At 66.1% G+C, this 20,233-nt stretch carries 18 protein-coding genes; 9 read left to right on the plus strand and 9 right to left on the minus strand.

The window, feature by feature from the left end; genetic code table 11:
- Positions 1–39: 39 nt before the first annotated feature.
- Positions 40–1,890 carry a hypothetical protein gene (locus WBQ44_RS01020; protein ID WP_495564874.1) on the minus strand — a complete coding sequence of 617 codons (1,851 nt, stop codon included), beginning with the start codon at positions 1,888–1,890 and terminating at the stop codon, positions 40–42.
- Between the two features lie 249 nt (positions 1,891–2,139).
- Here WBQ44_RS01020 and WBQ44_RS01025 point away from each other — a divergent pair, with 249 nt between their 5' ends.
- Entirely contained in the window at positions 2,140–3,180 is a 1,041-nt protein-coding gene (locus WBQ44_RS01025; protein ID WP_495564875.1) for a M23 family metallopeptidase, read from the plus strand.
- Positions 3,181–3,255: 75 nt separating this feature from the next.
- On the opposite strand, the gene WBQ44_RS01030 is transcribed toward WBQ44_RS01025, so the two are convergent.
- Complete coding sequence (locus tag WBQ44_RS01030; protein WP_495564876.1) at positions 3,256–5,718, minus strand: UvrD-helicase domain-containing protein; 2,463 nt, start codon at positions 5,716–5,718, stop codon at positions 3,256–3,258.
- Between the two features lie 359 nt (positions 5,719–6,077).
- Between WBQ44_RS01030 and WBQ44_RS01035 the strand changes: the two genes are divergently transcribed.
- Entirely contained in the window at positions 6,078–6,368 is a 291-nt protein-coding gene (locus WBQ44_RS01035) for a chorismate mutase (protein WP_495564877.1), read from the plus strand.
- Between the two features lie 57 nt (positions 6,369–6,425).
- Here the strand turns inward: WBQ44_RS01035 and WBQ44_RS01040 are convergent, their stop codons facing one another.
- On the minus strand, positions 6,426–7,877 hold the full coding sequence (locus tag WBQ44_RS01040; RefSeq protein ID WP_495564878.1) for an NAD-dependent succinate-semialdehyde dehydrogenase: 1,452 nt from the start codon (positions 7,875–7,877) through the stop codon (positions 6,426–6,428).
- 80 nt (positions 7,878–7,957) lie between these two features.
- Here WBQ44_RS01040 and pgi point away from each other — a divergent pair, with 80 nt between their 5' ends.
- Positions 7,958–9,607: a glucose-6-phosphate isomerase gene (pgi, locus tag WBQ44_RS01045; protein WP_495564879.1), complete on the plus strand. Its 1,650-nt coding sequence runs from the start codon at positions 7,958–7,960 to the stop codon at positions 9,605–9,607.
- An 85-nt stretch (positions 9,608–9,692) separates the two neighbouring features.
- Entirely contained in the window at positions 9,693–10,640 is a 948-nt protein-coding gene (locus tag WBQ44_RS01050) for a type IV toxin-antitoxin system AbiEi family antitoxin (RefSeq protein WP_495564880.1), read from the plus strand.
- On the opposite strand, the gene WBQ44_RS01055 is transcribed toward WBQ44_RS01050, so the two are convergent.
- Positions 10,637–12,259 (minus strand): acyl-CoA dehydrogenase family protein, encoded by a 1,623-nt coding sequence (locus WBQ44_RS01055; protein WP_495564881.1) that lies wholly within the window; start codon positions 12,257–12,259, stop codon positions 10,637–10,639. The genes WBQ44_RS01050 and WBQ44_RS01055 overlap by 4 nt on opposite strands.
- Entirely contained in the window at positions 12,256–12,876 is a 621-nt protein-coding gene (locus WBQ44_RS01060) for a TetR/AcrR family transcriptional regulator (RefSeq protein WP_495564882.1), read from the minus strand. Before WBQ44_RS01060 ends, WBQ44_RS01055 begins: the two co-directional genes overlap by 4 nt.
- Positions 12,877–12,935: 59 nt before the next feature.
- On the opposite strand from WBQ44_RS01060, the gene WBQ44_RS01065 reads away from it, so the two are divergent.
- The 3 genes from WBQ44_RS01065 to WBQ44_RS01075 are packed head-to-tail and all read left to right on the plus strand — an operon-like array spanning position 12,936 to position 15,315.
- On the plus strand, positions 12,936–13,763 hold the full coding sequence (locus tag WBQ44_RS01065; protein ID WP_495564883.1) for a crotonase/enoyl-CoA hydratase family protein: 828 nt from the start codon (positions 12,936–12,938) through the stop codon (positions 13,761–13,763).
- The gene (locus tag WBQ44_RS01070; RefSeq protein WP_495564884.1) at positions 13,760–15,064 is read left to right on the plus strand and encodes a hypothetical protein; all 1,305 of its coding nucleotides are present in this window, start codon (positions 13,760–13,762) and stop codon (positions 15,062–15,064) included. The genes WBQ44_RS01065 and WBQ44_RS01070 overlap by 4 nt, the downstream gene beginning before the upstream one ends.
- Positions 15,065–15,069: 5 nt before the next feature.
- On the plus strand, positions 15,070–15,315 hold the full coding sequence (locus tag WBQ44_RS01075) for a DUF2630 family protein (protein ID WP_495564885.1): 246 nt from the start codon (positions 15,070–15,072) through the stop codon (positions 15,313–15,315).
- Between the two features lie 7 nt (positions 15,316–15,322).
- On the opposite strand, the gene WBQ44_RS01080 is transcribed toward WBQ44_RS01075, so the two are convergent.
- Positions 15,323–16,081, minus strand: a complete 759-nt coding sequence (locus tag WBQ44_RS01080; protein ID WP_495564886.1) for an SDR family oxidoreductase — start codon at positions 16,079–16,081, stop codon at positions 15,323–15,325.
- Between the two features lie 29 nt (positions 16,082–16,110).
- On the opposite strand from WBQ44_RS01080, the gene WBQ44_RS01085 reads away from it, so the two are divergent.
- Positions 16,111–17,547, plus strand: coding sequence for a dihydrolipoyl dehydrogenase family protein (locus WBQ44_RS01085; RefSeq protein ID WP_495564887.1), 1,437 nt, complete (start codon positions 16,111–16,113; stop codon positions 17,545–17,547).
- Positions 17,548–17,556: 9 nt separating this feature from the next.
- Positions 17,557–17,757, plus strand: coding sequence for an IclR family transcriptional regulator domain-containing protein (locus tag WBQ44_RS01090; protein WP_495564888.1), 201 nt, complete (start codon positions 17,557–17,559; stop codon positions 17,755–17,757).
- An 83-nt stretch (positions 17,758–17,840) separates the two neighbouring features.
- On the opposite strand, the gene WBQ44_RS01095 is transcribed toward WBQ44_RS01090, so the two are convergent.
- The 3 genes from WBQ44_RS01095 to WBQ44_RS01105 all read right to left on the minus strand — a co-directional run.
- Positions 17,841–18,830, minus strand: a complete 990-nt coding sequence (locus WBQ44_RS01095) for a 2-hydroxyacid dehydrogenase (RefSeq protein WP_495564889.1) — start codon at positions 18,828–18,830, stop codon at positions 17,841–17,843.
- Complete coding sequence (locus WBQ44_RS01100; RefSeq protein WP_495564890.1) at positions 18,827–19,750, minus strand: hydroxymethylglutaryl-CoA lyase-like TIM-barrel protein; 924 nt, start codon at positions 19,748–19,750, stop codon at positions 18,827–18,829. The genes WBQ44_RS01095 and WBQ44_RS01100 overlap by 4 nt, the downstream gene beginning before the upstream one ends.
- Positions 19,750–20,233 (minus strand): CoA transferase (locus WBQ44_RS01105; protein ID WP_495564891.1); only part of this gene is annotated, 484 nt, incomplete at its 5' end. The genes WBQ44_RS01100 and WBQ44_RS01105, both read right to left, overlap by 1 nt.

The following is a 20,233-nucleotide window of genomic DNA, read 5'->3' on the forward strand; positions in this document are numbered from 1 at the left end:
GTGGTCTATCTCACCGGTTGCCGCCATGTGTCCCACGCCTCACTTTCCGGGGCGTCGGGCCGAAAGTATCGCGGCCGCACCGAGAATGACGGCACCGGCGACGCCGAGGTAAAGCCCGGGTCCGACGACGGGGTCGAGTGCGCGGCTTTTCGTCAAGAGCCAGCCGGTCAGATAGAGGACGGTCGCGACGAAACTTCCGGCCAGCAGCGCGGCACCTCGTGCGGGTCGTGATCGCGCCGCGACGACTGCGGCGATCAGGATGGTCGTCGCCAGCGCGGCGTTGCCCCAGGCGTCCCAGCCCCAGCCGCCGGTCGAACCCCAGGGCACCGTGAGCAATGACGTCGCAGTGACGTCCGCGCCGCGGTACAGCGGTAGCGCCAACCCTGCCGCCGCGAGGACGGCCCCGGTGAGAGCGACCGCCGCGGTTAGTCCGTGCGAGACGAAGTCGGTGGTGTCGACGTCGTCTCGTTCGGCACCGCCCGCAACGAGAACCCCCAGACCGCACCCGACGGCGAGTACGACGCCGACCACCGTCGCTACGCCCCCGATGCCAAGTCCGATTCCGTCGATGTCGGTAGCGAGGACGACCGACTGCAAGACGTTCGCACCTGATGCGGCGGCGGCGACCGCGAGGACGCCGAGAGTGGGACGAATGGTCGCCGCGAACAGCGAGAAGAACAGCGGTACGGCCGTGAGAAGAAGGACGAAGCCGGCAACGACGGCGTTGCGGGTTGCCAGAATCGACGGCTCGGGGAATTCGGCGGGCACGGTGAGCGTCGGCAGCAGGCCGCCCGCGATCAGCAGCACTCCGGCCGACGCTCCGGCAAGGCCGGCGATGCTGTGCCACCGCGACGACTGGCTCGTGTCGGTGTCGGTGTCGATGGCACGGCCGGTTTCGGTGGGCTTTCCGGGGCGGTCCCTCAGCGCCGCGACGGGGAGTGCAAGCACACCGACAGCGATGAGCGCGGCCGAACCAGTAAGACCCACCCAGGCGCCCACCGACGCGTCGATATCCGAACCCGAAGTGTCGATGCCGGAGCCCGACGCAGATCCTGCGGCGACGCGGGCGCCGAAGATGCCGAGCAGCCCGAGACCCGCACCGCCGATAGCGCCCGCGGTAATCCCCGGTGAGACCGACGCCAACGCTGCAGCCACCACAATCAGTGCCGCGAGAGCGACGAGGCCGGAGCCGACGCCCGTCGTGAGCGGGCTTTCGACGATGGCGGGCACCAGAACGATCGAGTCGGTCGACACGTACGGCGGCGCGAACATCGATGCCCCTGCCGCGACGGCACCGAGCACGGCCACGACGGTCAGGACGCCGCCGATCCGCACGGCCGATGCGCGTCCGACGAAGTCGGCCCGTCGGGCGTGTCCGTAACCATCGCCGTACGACGCCCGGTTGATCGCGGCGAGACCGAACAGTCCGGCCACAGCCGCGATGGTGTGAGCAGCGAGGAGGAGGTAGGCCCCCGGGCCCGCTTCCAAGGCGCCGGCCGTCGTGGGACGGAACAGTTCGAGCCGGTTCGCGTCGATGGGCGAACGCAGCAGGCTCACGTCGAGCACTGCCATGCCTGCCGAGACTGCGCCGAATCCGGCCGTCAGGGCTCCGGCGACTGCTGGGCGGGGAAGTGCCGTGATCGCTCCCAGCACTGCCATCACCACGATGGGTGCAACGGAGACGAGGGACGCGAGGCCGACACCGACCTGCGGTGCATCGCCCTGAGTCGCTCGCACAGCGACGAACGTCGCCGAAGCGACTGCGGCTACAGCAGCGAGAACTGCCCCCGCTGCTGCGGTGACAGCAAGCGCACGCGGACTTTTTCCGTCGTCCTCTCGGCCCGGAATGACGCGGGGAGAGACTCTGCCGATCTGCGATGGTGACGCCACGGCTGACGACGCTATCCTTCGACGAGATCTTTGGCGGGCATCCCGCGCCGCGTTTCGATAACGACGGCTCGGGTACACAAGCGTTGTTTGAGATCACTGGCGATCTCCTTAAAACGCCTGCTCGCTCTGTGAGCCATCTCACACATGTGCGTTCATGCGCCGTTTAACTTGCGGACCCCGCAATCGTTTCGTTACCGTCTGCCGAGTCTTAAGTCACGAGCAGATCACGGAAAGCGGAGGTCGCAGGTCTTGTCGCAACACCGCGCATCTTTCACCACCAGCCGCTTCGCCAAGCCGGCCACGGTGACCGAGAGCGCACCCACGGTGTTCTCGACGCAGACCAGCTGGGCAGCCGAAGCCGACGATCACGATCCGGCCGGCTACGACTACTTCGCGAGCAACTACGGCTCGGCCGACAGCTACCACGACAGTGAGCTGCACAGCAGCGCTGACGACGCAAACACCGACGCCATGTCCCAGGGCATTCTCCCGGAGAACGTCGTCGCGGTCAGTCGCCGTGGCGGTGCCCACCGCATCCCGACGCCTCCCACCGCCCTCAAGGGCCGCGCCGCAGTTCTCGCGGTCGCTGCGGGAGCCGTCGTCGCCGCCGGACAGGCAGTCATCGACGAAGGACCTGCCACGCAGGCCGTCTCGGAAGAAGTAGCTCTCGCCGCAGGCGCTGCCCCCGCAGCCCCCGGCGTCGCCGCAACCGCTGTTCCGCAGGCTGCCTACTTCGCTGCGGACACCGCACCCGAGGTAAGCCCCTCCTCCGCACCGCAGATCCTCAACGTCGCGAACCCGGTCGATCTGAGCCAGTTCAGCGACCTACTGGCCAAGGGTCAGCGTTTCAGCGAAGAACGTGCAGCCCGCGAAGCCGCCGCGCGTCGTCCGTTGTTCTCGCTTCCGGCCCAGGGCACGTACACCTCCAACTTCGGTCAGCGCTGGGGCGTTCTGCACGCCGGCGTCGACATCGCCAACGCCATCGGTACCCCGATCCTCGCGGTCGCCGACGGCAAAGTCATTGATTCCGGTCCTGCTGCCGGCTTCGGAATGTGGGTTCGGCTGCAGCACGCCGACGGCACCATCACCGTCTACGGCCACATCGACAGCTCGGACGTCACCGTGGGCCAGCAGGTCATGGCCGGCGATCAGATCGCACGCATGGGTAACCGCGGCTTCTCCACCGGCCCGCACCTGCACTTCGAGGTGCACCTGCCCGGCGAGAGCAAGATCGATCCCCTTCCGTGGCTCGCCTCCCGCGGCATCAGTCTCGGCCCCGAGCGCGACTGACGTACTCACACAGACAAAACGAAACTCCCGCACACATCGTGTGCGGGAGTTTCTTTCTGTGCGCCTGGTGCCTTGTCAGAGCTTGGTCATCGGCACGCCGCCGATGAGCATCATCTTCACTCGCCCGGACGTACCGAAATCGACGAGAACCATCGCCGCCGTACCCGAACCGGTCGATTCGAGAACCGTTCCCAGACCGTACTTGTCGTGGTTGACGCGATCTCCCACTGCAAGAACCAGGACGTTGTTGTTGCGGGCGCGGGGGGCGGAGCCGAAGCTGGGCGTCGACTGACCGCGACGGTCGCCGAAGCCTCCCCCGCCACCAAAGCCCCCACCACCGGGGCGTGCGCGTCCTCCGCCGATCGATCGACCGCCGACACCGGGGTCTTCGCGCTTCCACTCGATGAGCGACTGCGGGATCTCCTGCAGGAAGCGTGACTCCGGGTTGTTGATGGGCTGACCCCACGCCGATCGCATGATCGCGCGGGTGACATACAGTCGGTGCCGCGCCCGGGTGATGCCCACATATGCGAGCCTGCGTTCCTCGGACAGTTCGGTGGGGTCGCCCAGTGCGCGCATGTGCGGGAACTGACCGTCCTCCCATCCGGTCACGAACACGACCGGGAACTCGAGGCCCTTCGCCGTGTGCAGCGTCATTAGCGTGACGACGCCCGTACCCGAATCGGGGATCTGGTCGGTGTCGGCGACGAGTGAGACTCGTTCGAGGAATGCCGCGAGCGACCCTGGTTCGGGAGTGCCCTCCGCCTCATCACCTTCGTCGTCGGTGTCGTTTTCGGCGTTGGCGTTCTCGGCGGCGAGTTCGGCTTCGACCGCTGCGAGGTTGCGGGCCTCGGAGGTGAATTCGCGTGCCACGCTGACCAATTCGTTGAGGTTGTCGAGGCGCGCGCCATCCTGCGGATCGCTGCTGGCTTCGAGTTCAGCTCGATATCCGGTGCGGTCGAGGACGGCTTCGACGACGTCGCCGATGTCCGCGATATCGTTGCCGTCGTCGTCGGTGGCGCCCAGCATTCCGCGCAGCTCGTCGAGCATTTCGAGGAACTGGCCGATCAGTTTCTGCGAACGCGAGTTGAGGAGCGCAACCTTGCCCTCGGCGGCGTCACGCAGGGCCTTGGAGAAGCTGATGTCGCGCTGCTCGGCGTGCACGGCGACGCACGCCTCCGCGCGATCGCCGATGCCTCGCCGCGGAGTGTTGAGGATGCGCCGCATGCTGACTGTGTCGTTCTCGTTGGACAACACGCGGAGGTACGCCACCATGTCGCGGACTTCCTTGCGCTCGTAGAAGCGCACGCCGCCGACGACCTTGTACGGCAGACCGAGCCTGATAAAAATTTCTTCGAGTGCGCGCGACGAGTTGTTGGTGCGGTAGAAGACCGCGACCTCGTCGTACCGGACGCCTTTGTTGTCGACGAGCCGGTCGATCTCGGAGGCGACGAAGGACGCCTCGTCGTGCTCGTTGTCGGCGACGTACCCGACGATGAGCTCGCCCTCACCCGAATCGGTCCACAATCGCTTGTCGCGCCGGTTGGTGTTGCGGGAGATGACCGAGTTGGCCGCGGACAGGATGTTTTGCGTCGAGCGGTAGTTCTGCTCGAGCAGAATGGTGCGCGCGTCCGGGTAATCGCGTTCGAATTCCTCGATGTTGCGGATGGTCGCCCCGCGGAACGCATAGATCGACTGATCGGCGTCGCCGACCACGCACAGTTCGCCGGGCGCAATGGTCCCTTGCAGCGCGCCGTCGGAATCCTCGCGTCCCACCAGTTCCCGAACCAGCATGTACTGCGCGTGGTTGGTGTCCTGGTACTCGTCGACGAGTACGTGCCGGAACCGGCGACGGTAGTACTCGGCCACCTGGGGGAACGCCTGCAGCAGACCGACGGTTTCGCCGATGAGATCATCGAAGTCCATCGCGTTGGCGGCACGCAGCCGCTGCTGATAGATGCCGTACACCTGCGCGATGAGCTTCGGCAGCTCAACGGTCTCGTTGTCGGCGGACGCAACTGCGTCCCCCGGGCCGATCAGCTCGTTTTTCAGATTCGAAATGTGCGTCGCGAGCAATCGCGCCGAGAACTTCTTGGTGTCGATCTGCAGATCTTTGGAGATCATCGTCAGGAGTCGACGAGAGTCGTCGGCGTCGTAGATCGAGAAGTTGGAGTTGAGCCCCGGCAGCAGCGTTGCCTGGCTGCGGAGAATGCGCACGCAGCTCGAGTGGAACGTCGAGACCCACATGCTGTTGGCCCGCGGCCCGACGAGACCCGCCACCCGCTCACGCATCTCGGCTGCGGCCTTGTTGGTGAACGTGATGGCCAGAACCTGCCCGGGCGTGACTCCGCGCTCGGCGAGCAGATAGGCGATGCGACGCGTCAACACCGCCGTCTTTCCCGATCCTGCGCCGGCCACGATGAGCAGCGGCGACCCCGAATGCACGACGGCCTCACGCTGCTGCGGGTTCAGCCCCTCCAGCAGCGTGTCGGACTTCGATTTTCCGGGGACGGGCACAGCCTGCAGGTTGGTATTCATCGCTCGTTCAGGTTACCGGCGGACACCGACACGGGACGAACCCCGACGACCTCGCGCCCGAACGACCGACTTTTCAGGACAGTCCCTCAGGTGGCACACTGGATCGGTGATCGACATGGCCGTAGGTCGACACCTTCGCCACGCAGGCACAGCGCCGTCTGCAGGGCGCGGGAGACGTCGATATGGCGTCGCCTGCCCCGCGATCTCCGCCGCGAGATCCGGGGCTCTCGACTGTGTTCGACCGCACAACGGTGCGTTGCTTCAGGAATGGTCGGGCATCTGACAAGTGTTCGAATCGACAGGGAGGCGTAACGGTGTCGGACAAGGCAGCGATCCACGAAGTGACACGAGGAGAGAAAATGGCACCCACGACCAAGATCGACAGTGAAATTGCGTTGCCCTCGTCCGAGGAAGAAATCGATGCACTCCGTCAGGAGATCGATCGCCTGGATACCGAGATCCTCGCCGCCATCCAGCGCCGCAGCGAGGTTTCCCAGCTCATCGGCCGCACGCGCATGGCCTCCGGTGGCCCGCGCATGGTGCACAGCCGTGAGATGAAGGTTCTCGACCGTTTCAGCAGCTTGGGCCAGGAAGGCCACACACTCGCGATGCTCCTGCTGCGGCTGGGCCGCGGACGACTCGGACGCTAGAGACACCTGAAGCTGGTTGTGCATGCCCGACGCGGGCACGCACAACCAGCTTTTCCGTCAGGTGAGTGCGATGTACTTGGTTTCCAGGTACTCGTCGATACCTTCCGTTCCGCCTTCGCGACCGAATCCGGATGCCTTGACGCCTCCGAACGGGGCCGCTGCGTCCGAGACCACGCCGCGGTTGACGCCTACGATTCCGCTTTCCAGTGCGTCCGAGACGCGCAGTGCACGATCGAGTCCTTGCGTGTAGATGTACGCCGCCAGCCCGAACTGCGTGTCGTTGGCCGCGTCGATGCCTTCTTCTTCGGTGTCGAAGCCGACGATCGGTGCGACCGGGCCGAACACCTCTTCTTTCAGGATGCGCGCATTCTTCGGAACGTTGCTGAGCACCGTCGCGGGATAGAAGTAGCCATCCCCGCCTGCCGGTTTGCCGCCGAGTTCCACCGTCGCGCCCGCTTTCACCGCATCGTCGACCAACACCTGAACCTTCTCGAGCTGATCTGCGTTGATCAGCGGCCCGAGCTTGGTGTCGGGGTCGATGCCGGGCCCGAGCTTCATCGCCCGCATCTTCTCGACGAGCTTCGTCGTGAATTCTTCCCGAACATTGTTCGCGACGTGGAAACGATTGGCGGCGGTGCATGCCTCGCCGCCGTTGCGCATCTTGGCCAACATCGCGCCCTCGACGGCGGCGTCGACGTCCGCGTCGTCGAAAACGACGAACGGCGCGTTGCCACCGAGTTCCATCGACGTCCGCAGCACACCCCCCGCCGACTGCTCGATGAGTTTCCTGCCCACCTCGGTCGACCCGGTGAAGGTGAGCTTGCGTAGCCGCGGATCTTCGAGGATCGGAGCACTCACCGAACTCGACTTGGAGGTGGTCAGCACCGACAGCACCCCGTCGGGGAGCCCGACCTCGGCGAAAAGCTGCGCGAGGAACAGCATCGTCAGCGGAGTCTCACCGGCAGGCTTGACGATGATGGTGCATCCCGCCGCCAGCGCGGGCCCGATCTTGCGGGTGCCCATGGCCAACGGGAAGTTCCACGGCGTGATCGCGAGGACCGGTCCGACCGGCATCTTCGACACCAGGATCCGGCCGTTGCCTGCCGGGGCCGGAGTGTAGCGGCCCTCGATGCGGACGGCTTCCTCGGCGAACCACCGGAAGAACTCGGCGCCGTACTTGACCTCCGCCTTCGACTCGGAGAGCGCCTTGCCCATCTCGGCGGTCATGAGGGCTGCGACGTCGTCGGCGCGTTCGGTGATCTTCTCGAATGCTGCCCGCAGAAACTCCCCCCGTTCGCGAGCCGGAGTCTTCGCCCACGTCTTCTGCGCCTTCGCTGCCGCGTCGATGGTCTTTTTCGCATCGTTCGCGCTCGCGTCGGCAACGGTCGCGATGGGCTTGCCGGTCGCCGGATCGTTGACCTCGAAAGTGGCGCCGTTCTCGGCGTCCACCGCGTGGCCACCGATCCACAATTTCGCTGGAATGGATTCGATGAGTGCGTTGATCTCCATACTTTTCAGTGTGCCCTCAGGCCGCCCGGACAAACGACAAGACGCGCACGGCAGCGGTCCGCGCACTAGGGTCGACCGGTATGAGCAGCGACATCACGGGCAGCGAAGCCTGGAAGAATTTGGCGGCACATCACACCTGGATCGGCGAGAAGAGTCTGCGCGACCTGTTCGCCGGCGACGCCGAACGCGGACGCACGTTCACACTCGCAGCCGGCGACCTCCACGTCGACTACAGCAAGCACATCATCGACCGTGAGACGATGTCGCTTCTCGTCGATCTCGCCCGCGCAGCCGACGTCGAGGGCCGTCGCGACGCGATGTTCGCCGGCGCACACATCAACACCTCCGAGGACCGCGCCGTTCTGCACACGGCCCTGCGCTTGCCTGCCGATGCGACCCTCGAGGTGGACGGTCAGAACGTCGTCGCGGACGTTCACGAGGTACTAGCTCGGATGGGCGATTTCACCGATCGCGTCCGCTCCGGAGAATGGGTCGGCCACACCGGCGAGAAGATTCGCACCGTCGTCAACATCGGCATCGGCGGCAGCGATCTCGGGCCCGTCATGGTCTACAACGCTCTGCGCCACTACGCCGACGCGGGCATCGGGGCCGAGTTCGTGTCCAACGTCGACCCCGCCGACCTGGTCGCGGCCCTCGACGGATTGGACCCCGCGACGACGCTGTTCATCATTGCCTCGAAGACCTTCTCCACCCTCGAGACACTGACGAACGCCACCGCCGCTCGCCGCTGGCTCGTCGCCGCACTCGGGGAAGACGCGGTTGCGAAGCACTTCGTCGCCGTCTCGACCAATGCCGAGCGAGTGTCCGAATTCGGCATCGACACCGCCAACATGTTCGGCTTCTGGGATTGGGTCGGTGGCCGCTACTCCGTCGATTCCGCGATCGGTCTGTCCGTCATGGCTGTCATCGGTCGCGAGGCGTTCGGCGAGTTCCTCGACGGCTTCTTCACGATCGACGAACACTTCCGCACCACGCCGCTCGAACACAACGCGCCGGTGCTGCTGGGACTGATCGGCCTCTGGTACAGCAGCTTCTTCGGCTCCGAAACCCGTGCCGTGCTGCCGTATTCGAACGACCTGTCTCGATTCCCCGCATATTTGCAGCAGCTCACCATGGAGTCCAACGGCAAGTCCGTCAGGGCCGACGGCACGCCCGTCACCACCTCTACCGGTGAAATCTTCTGGGGCGAGCCGGGAACCAACGGTCAGCATGCCTTCTACCAGTTGCTGCACCAGGGCACCCGGCTGATCCCGGCGGATTTCATCGGATTCGCCGAGCCCACCGACGACCTGCCGACGCGCGACGGCACGGGCAGCATGCACGACCTGTTGATGAGCAACTACTTCGCACAGACGAAGGTGCTCGCCTTCGGTAAGACGGCCGAGGAGATCGCAGCCGAGGGCACCCCGGCCGACGTCGTGCCCCACAAGGTCATGCCCGGCAACCGCCCGTCGACGTCCATCCTCGCCCCGAAGTTGACTCCGTCGGTCGTCGGACAGCTCATCGCGCTGTACGAGCACCAGGTGTTCGTCGAGGGCGTCGTGTGGGGCGTCGACTCGTTCGACCAGTGGGGCGTCGAACTCGGTAAGACTCAGGCCCTCGAGTTGACGCCGGTGCTCACCGATGCGGACGCACCCGAGCAGCAGAGCGATTCGTCGACCGACGCCCTCGTTCGCTGGTACCGGGATCAGCGGGGGCGCTCGAAGTAGAGTTCGTGCGCCACCGACCGACCCCACTCGGGGTTCGTCTGTGCTCGAACGGATCCGATCGGTCTGTTTCTACGTCCAAGGAAGTATGGACTTCGACCAACCGCGCATGTTCTCCCGCACAGAAGCGCTGGCTGCAGGCTTCACCGATGACGATTTGAGGCGGGGCCGGGCGTCCGGCGAACTGCATACCGTGCGGAGGGGCTACTTCATCCGCTCCGAGGTGTACAGCTCGCTGGGCCCGCACGCTCGCCACTTGGCCCTCGCGGAGGCCATTCACGCGGAGTCGAGCAACAGCACGGTGTTCAGCCATGTTTCGGCTGCCGTGCTGCACCGGATGGACACCTGGGATGTGCCGCTCGACAAGGTGACGTTCACCATCGGGCGAACGTACGCGGGCAAGCGCGGTAGGCATCGCATCCTTCACGGTTCGCCGATCCCACCCGCGGATCTCACGGAGGTGGACGGCTTTCCGGTCACCACCCCGGCACGAACGGTCGTGGACCTCGCGCGGACGCTCGCGCTGACCCCGGCGGTATGCGTCGGCGATGCCGCCCTCCGAACCGGGGCGACCACTCGCCACGACATCGACCGCGCACTGGCCGAGTCCAGAAACCGCACCGGAATCGCGCGTGCCCGGCAGGCCGCCGCGATGATGTCGGACCGCAGCGACAGCGTCGGCGAAACGCGCAGCCGAATGCTGCTGGACACGTTGCCTCTGCCCCCTCCCCTGCTCGGGCAGTGGGTGTACGACGAAATCGGCATACCCATCGGGCGAGCGTCGTTCCTCTACCCGGATCACGGTGTTCTCGGCGAATTCGAGGGCCAGGGCCGCTTCGGCGCGCACCCTGCTCCGTGGAGCGCCCAGGACGAGCGACGCCGAGATGATTTTCGGTCGCTCGGTTGGGTTGTTGTGCAATGGAATTGGTCGGACTTGAGCAATCCACGCGAACTCACCGACCGTGTCGCGCGCGCATTCGTCTCCGCCGCCGCTCAGCGTGCACCGCGCGGCCGGTTCGCCCCGCAGCGCGCCTAGATTCGGGCCAGAATCGCCGCGGTGTCCACTCCCGTCGGCAGGGTTCCGAATGCCCCACCCCAATCCTCGCCGAGCCTGCTGGCGCAGAACGCGTCGGCCACCGCCGGTTCTCCGTGCCGAATCAACAGGGCGCCCTGGAACACCAGGGCCATGAGCTCGACGACGCGCCGAGCCCGGTATTCGATGTCGGATCTGTCGGCCAGTTCCTTACCGAGCCGCGACACTGCATCGTCGAGACGCGAATCGGATCCGGCTGCGAGGCCGACCTCGGCGAAGTACGCTTCGACGCTGTCCGGTTGCTTGGCCAGTGCGCGTAGCGAGTCGAGTGCCGCGACGTTGCCCGATCCCTCCCAAATGGACATCAGCGGCGACTCCCGATACAACCGAGGCATGCCCGATTCCTCGACATAGCCGTTGCCGCCCAGGCATTCCAAAGCTTCGGCAACATGCGTCGGCGCCCGCTTGCACACCCAGTACTTCGTCACCGCCAACGCAATTCGGCGGAGTGAGGTTTCCTGATCGTCACCTCGAGCGGCGTGGTCGGTGGCACCCGCCAGGCGCATCATGACGGTTGTTGCGGCCTCGGATTCGATGACGAGATCGGACAGCACGTTGCGCATCAGCGGCTGGTCGACGAGTCGGGCGCCGAACGCGGACCGGTGCCGCGCGTGGTGGACCGCTCGAACGGTGGCGTTCCTGATCCCGGCTGCGGATCCGATGACGCAATCGAGGCGGGTCATGTTGACCATCTCGATGATCGTCGGCACACCTCGGCCTTCTTCCCCCACCAACCACCCTGTTGCGCCGTGATATTCGATTTCACTCGACGCATTCGACCTGTTGCCGAGCTTGTCCTTGAGGCGTTGCAGCGCAATGCGATTGCGAGTTCCGTCGGGGAGCACCCGCGGGACCAGGAAGCACGAGAGCCCGCCGGGGGCCTGCGCCAGGGTGAGGAACATGTCGGACATCGGCGCGGACGTGAACCACTTGTGTCCGACGAGCGTGTGACTGCCGTCCGAGGACGGCGTTGCCGTGGTGGAGTTCGCGCGAACGTCGGATCCGCCCTGCTTCTCGGTCATCGACATTCCCGCGACGAGCCCGCGCTTCTCCGTCGGAACGCGGAGCCCGAAGTCGTACTCCGTAGATGCGAGCAGGGGCTCGTACATTTGCGCCAACGCCGAATTGTGCCGTAGCGCAGGCACAGCCGCGTAGGTCATCGAGATGGGGCACATGTGGCCTGCGTCTGCCTGCCCCCAGGCGTAGAACTTCGCGGCGCGCGCCACGTGGGCACCGCGGCGATCGCTCACCCACGGCGTCGCGTGGAGTCCGTTGCCGACGGCCACCCGCATCAGGTCGTGCCAGTGGGGGTGGAATTCGACCTCGTCGATGCGATTGCCGTACCGGTCGTGGGTGCGCAGTACAGGCGGGTGCTCGTTGGCCAGCCTGCCCCAATCCTGTACCTCGGAGCTACCGGCGAGGGCACCCAGTCGTCTCACGTCGGCTTCGGCCCACTCACCGCCTTCCCTTCGGAGCCCCTCGAGCAGCGAGGCATCGTCGGCGGTGTCGTACGGAACGAGGTCCGTGGACTGGTTGAACACCTGATGCGTGTCGATGGTCATGACGAGACTCCCAGGGAACGTAGGGCGAAGGTGACGAGGTCGGGTACCACGTCGAGGTCGTTCTCGATGTCGAAGTTCGGTCCGGCTCGGTCCGGACTCAGCGGGCCGATGAGCACCTCGCCGATGGCTCCGACGAGTCCGGCAGCCGCGAGGTCGACGTTCTGCGCGGGAATGTCGCCGGATCGGACACCCTCGGCGACGGCACCCGCGATGGCGTCGGTGAAGCTGCGCCGGAACACCAGGCGTTCGGCGTCGACCGCGGGGTCGACGGGCTCGGCGAGCAGGGCGTAGGCCATGGTGCGGTTTTTCATGGCGCGGCCGGCGAAGGTTTCGACGATGGCGCTGACGCGCTGGACGACGTCTCCGCCCGCGGCGGCCTCGGCGACCGCTCGCACCTCACGGCTGCACACCTCACGGAAGACTGCGACGACGAGTGCGGATTTGTTCTCGAAGTGGGTGTAGACGCTGCCCGCGGACACTCCGGCCGCGGCAGCGACCGACGCGATGGACAGTCCGCGGTATCCCTGTTCGGACAGTATGTCGACGGCCGATACGAGAAGTCGCTCGCGCCCTGCGTCGAGACGAGCTTGCACGGCGGTCGTGCGGCGGTACGGCATGGCAAGAAGTGAACACCGATTCATTGCTTCACGCAACCCCACTCGACTACCGTCGAACCATGTCAGCCACGATCGACCCCAGCTCTGCCAGGAGCGAACCCAGCTCTGCCAAGATCGAACCCAGCTCCGTCAGAATCGAGCGCAGTGGACCGGTGACCACCATCGTTCTGTCGCGGCCCGAATCGAGGAACGCCGTCGACGGCCCCACCGCGGCCCAACTCGTGGCCGCGTTCGAAGAGTTCGACGCCGACGACGACGCGGCGGTGGCCGTCCTGTGGGGCGAGGGAGGAACGTTCTGTTCCGGGGCGGACCTGAAAGCCCTCGGCACCGAGCGCTCGAACCACGCGACCGAACACGGCGACGGCCCGATGGGACCAACGAGGATGCGATTGTCGAAGCCGGTCATCGCCGCGGTGTCGGGCCATGCGGTCGCGGGCGGACTCGAACTTGCGCTGTGGTGCGATCTCCGAGTCGTCGAGCAGAACAGTACATTCGGGGTGTTCTGCCGACGCTGGGGCGTACCACTCATCGACGGCGGAACCGTCCGGCTACCGCGGCTGATCGGTGCCTCGCGCGCCATGGACCTCGTACTGACCGGCCGCGCCGTAGACGCAGACGAAGCCCTCGCGATCGGTCTGGCCAATCGCGTCGTGCCGGTCGGGCGTGCCAGATCGGAAGCCGAGGCTCTCGCTGCTCAGCTCTCGTTGCTGCCGCAGACGTGTATGCGCGAAGATCGCCTCTCACTGCTCGAACAGGACGGCCTCGACGAGGAGGCTGCCATCGCCAACGAATTCCGCCACGGCGCGGTCTCGATGGCAGCCGAGGCGTTGAGCGGTGCCCAGCGGTTCGCATCGGGCGCCGGAAGGCACGGCGCAGCAACACCGTGAGCCGGCCCGGCGACAACATGCGCCGGCCCGGCGGCGGCGACCGCCTGTCCGTCATCGACGACATCTTTCTACGCACGCACCGCGGTTACGGCCTGCCCATCGCGCTGCAGGGGATTTGGCGCACCGACACTCGGATCGGCCGCGTCGAGTTGTCGGCCGTTCACGCCAACCTCGCATACGGCACCCTCGGCCGACGGGTGGTCACGCCTTCGATTCCGGGCGCCCGTCGCCGCTGGAGCCCGAACGCATCGACGCTTCCGTTCGTGTACGACGACACACCACTTCCGGAGTCGGGCGTGCTGGACTGGGCCGACGCGCAAGGCGAACCGGACCTCGATCCGGAGTACGGACCGGGCTGGCGGTTGTCCGCCGCACCGATCGAGCATGGGGGCACCGTCGTGTCGCTGGTGTGCTCGCACGCGCTGGCCGACGCCGCCGGACTGATCGCCGCCGCAGGGCTGGCATTCGAAGGCACAGCTTTGGAGGGCGAGCGTTTCGAGGGCACGGCAGCCGAAGGCACCGGGCTACGTGCTCGTCGGACCTCGGACATTGCGGACGCGGTGGCGCTCGTCGCTCGCGTGGTGTTCGCGTCGGTACAAGCGTGGTTCCGTTGGCTGCTTCGCCGGGAGGTGCGCAACGAGCTGAACGACTTCCTCCGGTCCAATCGAACGAAACGTACCCACGACGTACACGTCACCACCTCGGTGATCGACATCGACGGCGTGCTGTCGAACTCTGAGTTCATTGCTCTCGCAGCGGCTGTCGCGGCCGATCTCGGCTTGGATGAGCCCGTCGATGTCAACGTTCCGTTCCGGTCACACGCACCGGGTGTCAACGGAATCGCCATGGCCACCGTGCTGGTGCGTACGACGGACACCGCGGCGGAGATCAAGGCTGCATGCAAGACCGCGTTCGCGAAACCTGCGGGCGCACCCGGCGGAGTTCCGGCCGAGGTGGTGCAGCTGATGCCCGAGAAGATGGCTGCTTCGCTGACCGCCACTCCGGGTACCGCCCGGGTGCTCTGCTCCAATATCGGCGCGTTGCCCGACAACATTCGACGCGTCGGCGACCATCCGGCATCGGCCGTGGCCACCAGGGCCATCCATCCGCATGCGTCGGGTTCGCACACGACGACCGCGCTGTCGACCTATGCCTCGACGATGAACGGCAGAACCTCGCTGTCCCTCGTGTGCACCGATGCCGCCCTGAGTGCGTCATCGCAGGCGTTGACCGAGAGCGCACTCGCCGTGTGTTCTCGGCTGCGTCTCCCCGCCCGATCGTGGAGAAAGCGACTACCGTGAAACGCATGAGCGAGCACGACATCTACAGCAAGATCGAGCAACTGGTTGCCACCGAGCACAAGCTGCGGTCACAGACCGAGGCCGGGGAAATCGACCCCGCCGACGAGAAGGCAGAACTGGCGTCGATCGAGCATGCGCTCGATCAGTGCTGGGACCTTCTTCGGCAGCGGCGAGCGCGGCGGGATGCGGGCCAGAACCCCGACGACGCCGAAGCCAACAGCGTCGAGCAGGTGGAACACTACCTGCAGTAGGGCCCTCTCAGACCAAGCGGTCGGTGAGTGCGTTCGGGAGGAACCGCAGTGCGAGGTCGATGCCCTGCCACTTGAGGCCGGGCAGCGCAGCTCGTCGCTGTTCCTTCTCGATGGCCGTTACCATGGCCGAAACACCTTGGTCGAGGGTTGCCGTCAGGGCGCTGCTGTCGCCTGCTTTCGCCGACATGTCGGTGGCGACGTAGCCGGGCAGCAGCGTCGTGACGGCGATGTCGGTCTTCGCCATTTCGGTGGCGAGCGCGTCACCCAGCGCCGAGACGCCCGCTTTGCTTGCGGCGTAGACCGCCTTCGGTCCCGGTAGCCCACGGTCGGCGCTGATCGACGACACCAGGACGAGGTGGCCGCGGCGCTGTGCGCGGAAGATCTGCATGGCCGCTTCGGTCTGCGACAGCGCGCCAATGAAGTTGGTGCGCGCGGTCTCGAGGTTGGCGTCGGCTCGTCCGCTACCGATCTTGGCGCCCTTGCCCAGACCGGCGTTGACGATGACCCGGTCGAGTCCGCCGAGTTCGCTGCGCAGTTCCTCGAACACGCTGACGACGGCATCGTGATCGGTGACGTCCAAGGCACGCACGGCAACCGTGATGCCGGGATGAGCGGCCACCAGCTCGTGGCGCAGAGCTTCGAGGCGATCGAGGCGTCGCGCACACAGCGCGAGGTCCCGTCCCATCGCGGCGAAGCGCCTGGCCATCTCCTCACCGAGACCAGAACTTGCACCGGTGATCAGAATTCTTTTCCTCGTCTTGCCCATGGCACGGCACCCTATGCCACTCTGGAGCAATGACAGAGCAGAGTACCGACGAATTCGACGTCATCGTGATCGGCGGCGGACCCGTCGGCGAGAACGCAGCCAGCTATGCGATCGCCGGGAGCGACCGCACCGCGGTCATCGTCGAACACGAACTCGTCGGCGGCGAATGCTCGTACTGGGCGTGCATGCCCAGCAAAGCGCTGCTCCGCCCGCGCGAGGTCCTCGAGACCGCGCGAAACATGCCCGGCGTCAAAGAACTCGTCGGCACCAGAGAACTCGACGTCGACGCCGTATTGGCCCGTCGCGAATCGTTCACCCACTCGCTCGACGACTCGTCGCAGGTGGGCTGGGCAGAATCCGCGGGCATCTCGGTGGTGCGAGGCCACGGACGGATCGCCGGCGAGAAGACGGTCGAGGTGGACGGCCGCACGCTGACCGCACGACATGCCGTCGTGCTCGCCACCGGCACCACCGCGTCGGTTCCGAACACGCCGGGCCTCCGTGAGGCTCTGCCCTGGACCTCGCGCGACGCCACCAACATTCACGAGATCCCGACGCGCATCGCCATCATCGGCGGCGGCGTCGTGGCCTCCGAAGCGGCGACCTGGCTCGCGTCGTTCGGCGCCGAGGTGACGATGATCGTCCGAGGCCCACGCCTGCTCGCCGGTTCCGAACCGTTTGCAAGTGACCTCGTCGCCGACGCCCTTCGTGAGCGTGGCGTCGAGATACTCTTCGACGCCGACCTGACGAACGTGTCGAGGCCCGACGCACAGGACACCGGCTACGGGAAGGTTCATGGCGGGCCCGCCGAATTGACCGTCGACGGAAACACCATCACCGTCGACGAAATCTTGGTGGCAGCGGGAAGGCGTCCGGCCAGTGCGGATCTCGGCCTGTCGACGGTCGGCATCGAAGACGGCACGTACATCGAGACCGACGATCACCTGCAGGTGGGCGGCATGTCCTGGCTCTACGCGGCGGGCGACATCAACGGCCGAGCGCCTCTGACCCATATGGGCAAGTATCAGGCACGGGTGGCCGGCGACGTCATCGCTGCACGGGCAGAGGGAAAACCGTTGGAAGGCAAGCGGTTCACGGCCAGCTCCGATCATGGACGTGTCCCGCAGGTTGTCTTCACGCCGTTGCAGGTGGCCTCGGTGGGTGTGACGGAGAAGCAGGCCCGCGAGGCGGGCACAGACGTCGAGATTCTCGGATCGGACATCGCCGTCGCCGGCTCTTCACTGCAGCAGGACAACTTCACCGGTCACGCGCAACTCGTCGTGGACCGCGCCGCCGATGTCCTCGTCGGTGCCACGTTCGTGGGTCAGGGCGTCGACGAGCTCCTGCACGCGGCGACGGTCGCGATCGTCGGCAAGGTGACGCTGGACGACCTGTGGCACGCGGTTCCGTCGTATCCCACCGTCAGCGAGGTGTGGCTTCGACTGCTCGAGTCCCGTCGCGGCTGAGTTGGACGAGTGAGCACCGACAGCGGCCAGATGACAGCCTATTCGATCACCGAAACGGACACGCTGCGCGCGGCTTTGGAACGGGCACGGTCTGACGGTTTCGCGATCACCACCGGTGAGCGCGAAACGGGAGCGTCCGGCTTGTCCGCTCCGGTGTTCGACTCTGCCACCGACGTCATCGGCGCGGTCACGATCAGCGGACCCACCTGACGAATGCCGTTGTCGCAGTGCGAGGAATGAGTCGAACTGCTCGTCTCGCACGCGGAGCAGATCACCCGCACCCTCGGTGGGCGCTACCCCGCCTGAGTCCAGGCTTCGCGGTTGACCGGATGCGGCGGAAGCGATCCGGTGGCCATCGCCGCGGCATTCTCGGCACACAACCGTGCCATCTCGGACCGCACCGACACCGTTGCACTTCCGACGTGTGGCAGCAGGACGGTGTTCGGTAGGCCCGCCAGTCCCGGTGCAAGGGCCGGCTCGTTCTCGTAGACGTCGAGACCCGCCCCGGCGATGATGCGTTCTCTCAACGCGGTGACGAGTTCCGCCTCGTCGACGACGGGTCCCCTGGCCGTGTTGATCAGGATCGCCGAGTTCTTCATCGATCGCAGAACGCGTTCGTCGACCAGGTGATGCGTCGACTCGCTCAGTGGGACGTGGAGGGACAGGAAGTCGCTCGTCGCAACGAGCTCGTCCCACGACGCATGTTCGACGCGTCCGGCGAACTCCCCCAGCTCGGCGTCGCTCACCTCGCGGTCGGACGGCGGCCGAGGGCAGAATTTGACGGTCATGCCGAAGCCGAGAGCGCGGCGGGCCGTTGCCCGTGCGATGCGGCCGAAGCCTGCGAGGCCGAGGACCCGGCCGGACACGTCGCTGCCCAGCATGAGTTCTGGCTCCCAGCCCGTGAACGCTCCCGATCGAACCAGGTGATCGGCTTCGACCACTCGCCTCGCGGTCGACAGCATCAACAGCAACGCGATGTCTGCGGTCGAATCCGTCAGCACACCAGGCGTGTTCGCGACGGTGATGCCGTTGGCGGTGGCCGCTGCGACATCGATGTTGTCGTATCCGACGGCGTAATTCGAGATTCCGGTGATTTTCGCGTCGTAGAGTAGATCGGCGTCGAAGCGATCTCCCAGTTGCGAGACAACTACGGAGTACTCACCGGATGCGCACCGCTCGGAAAGCTGATCGTGATCGAGTTCGACGAGGTCGACCTCTCCGGCTGCGGCCAGGATGTCCATCCCCGGCGCGGGGATCTCGGTGGTGACGAGAATTCTGCTCATACGACCCACTCGAACGCGTGCGCGTTGGACCTGGCGCCCTGAACGGTTTTCGAACGCATTTCCTCGCCGAGTTCGGCGAGGAGCTTCTCGGAGATGTCGACCATGGCTGCCAGCGTATCGGGGCCGAACCAGTCGGGACGGGTGGCGAAGAGGATGTCCTCGCTCGAGGTGTTTCCGCTGGCGCCGGGCGCGAAGGGGCAGCCGCCGAGCCCACCGAGGGATCCGTCGACCATCGTCGCGCCCGCGGTGATAGCCGCGAGGGTGTTGGCGACACCGAGGCCCCACGTGTCGTGACCGTGAAACACGATGCGGCGCTGCGGCGTTTCCGCAGCCACCCGGGAGAGCAGCGAGGACACCTGCGCGGGAACGGCTTGACCGAGGGTGTCGCAGATGACGATGTCGACCGCGCCCTCGGTTCGCTCGTCGTTTGCGATGGCGAGCACACGATTCTCGTCGATCATGCCCTCGAACGGGCAGGTGAAGGACGTGGCGATGCACAATTCGATCTGTCCGCCGACCGAACGCGCGATCTCGGTGGCGTCGGGCATGGCGGCCAGGCTGACCTCGGTGGTGCGGCCGATGTTGGCTTCGTTGTGCGCGTCCGAGGCGGAGAAGCAGTATTGGAAGTTGCGGGCACCGGCGGCGGCGGCCTTCTCGACGTGGCGAGGCGTCGCCACCCAGATCCAGCAGCGTTCGAGTTCTTCCTCGGTCAGCTCCGCGACGACCTCGAGGGTGTTCGCCATGGGCGGCACCTTGTCCGGCCGCGCCATCGATCCGATTTCGAGCGACGGGACACCGAGGGCGAGCAACCCGCGCACCACGTCGAGTTTGCGTTCGGTGGAGAGAACTTTGCCGGTGAGCTGCAGGCCGTCACGCATCGTGACATCGCGTAATTCGGCTGCGGGACTGTATCGGTACATCAGGCGCCCATTTCTTCGTCGGTCCTGCCCAACAGGTCACGTAATACTTCCGCCGTGTGTTCGCCGAGGTCCGGCCCGACTGAACGGATGGGAATCGACTTCTCCCCTATCACCGGCACGATGCCGACGAATCCGACGTCGGTGGGTTCGGCCCCACCGGTGTCGACGGAGAAGTTCTGAATCATGTTGCGAGCGTTGTACTGCTCGTCGGCCACGACGTCGGCCGCGGTGTAGATCGGCCCGGACGGCACACCCGCCGCGTCCAGAATCTTCAGCGCCTCGTCCCTCGAATGCAGCCCCGTCCATGCCGAGATCGCGGCATCGAGCTCGTCGCGGCGCTTCCATCGCCCGGCGTTGGAGGCCAGTTCGGGATCCGCGCCGAGGTCGGGACGGTCGATGGTCTCCATGTACCGCTGGAAGATGGCGTCGCCGTTGCCGGCGATGATGATGGAGTGACCGTCGTTGCACGGGTAGGCATTCGAC

Source organism: Rhodococcus sp. (in: high G+C Gram-positive bacteria), from assembly GCF_049591685.1.
Taxonomy (GTDB): domain Bacteria; phylum Actinomycetota; class Actinomycetes; order Mycobacteriales; family Mycobacteriaceae; genus Rhodococcoides.

Bases quoted from the DNA above. Each gene is read 5' to 3' on its own strand.
- pgi (WP_495564879.1), top strand. From the start codon at position 7,958: ATGAGCAGCGACATCACGGGCAGCGAAGCCTGGAAGAATTTGGCGGCA.
- WBQ44_RS01095 (WP_495564889.1), bottom strand. From the start codon at position 18,830: ATGAGCAGAATTCTCGTCACCACCGAGATCCCCGCGCCGGGGATGGAC.
- WBQ44_RS01030 (WP_495564876.1), bottom strand. From the start codon at position 5,718: ATGAATACCAACCTGCAGGCTGTGCCCGTCCCCGGAAAATCGAAGTCC.
- WBQ44_RS01050 (WP_495564880.1), top strand. From the start codon at position 9,693: ATGGACTTCGACCAACCGCGCATGTTCTCCCGCACAGAAGCGCTGGCT.
- WBQ44_RS01075 (WP_495564885.1), top strand. From the start codon at position 15,070: ATGAGCGAGCACGACATCTACAGCAAGATCGAGCAACTGGTTGCCACC.
- WBQ44_RS01040 (WP_495564878.1), bottom strand. From the start codon at position 7,877: ATGGAGATCAACGCACTCATCGAATCCATTCCAGCGAAATTGTGGATC.
- WBQ44_RS01055 (WP_495564881.1), bottom strand. From the start codon at position 12,259: ATGACCATCGACACGCATCAGGTGTTCAACCAGTCCACGGACCTCGTT.
- WBQ44_RS01060 (WP_495564882.1), bottom strand. From the start codon at position 12,876: ATGCCGTACCGCCGCACGACCGCCGTGCAAGCTCGTCTCGACGCAGGG.
- WBQ44_RS01085 (WP_495564887.1), top strand. From the start codon at position 16,111: ATGACAGAGCAGAGTACCGACGAATTCGACGTCATCGTGATCGGCGGC.
- WBQ44_RS01035 (WP_495564877.1), top strand. From the start codon at position 6,078: ATGGCACCCACGACCAAGATCGACAGTGAAATTGCGTTGCCCTCGTCC.
- WBQ44_RS01080 (WP_495564886.1), bottom strand. From the start codon at position 16,081: ATGGGCAAGACGAGGAAAAGAATTCTGATCACCGGTGCAAGTTCTGGT.
- WBQ44_RS01065 (WP_495564883.1), top strand. From the start codon at position 12,936: ATGTCAGCCACGATCGACCCCAGCTCTGCCAGGAGCGAACCCAGCTCT.
- WBQ44_RS01100 (WP_495564890.1), bottom strand. From the start codon at position 19,750: ATGTACCGATACAGTCCCGCAGCCGAATTACGCGATGTCACGATGCGT.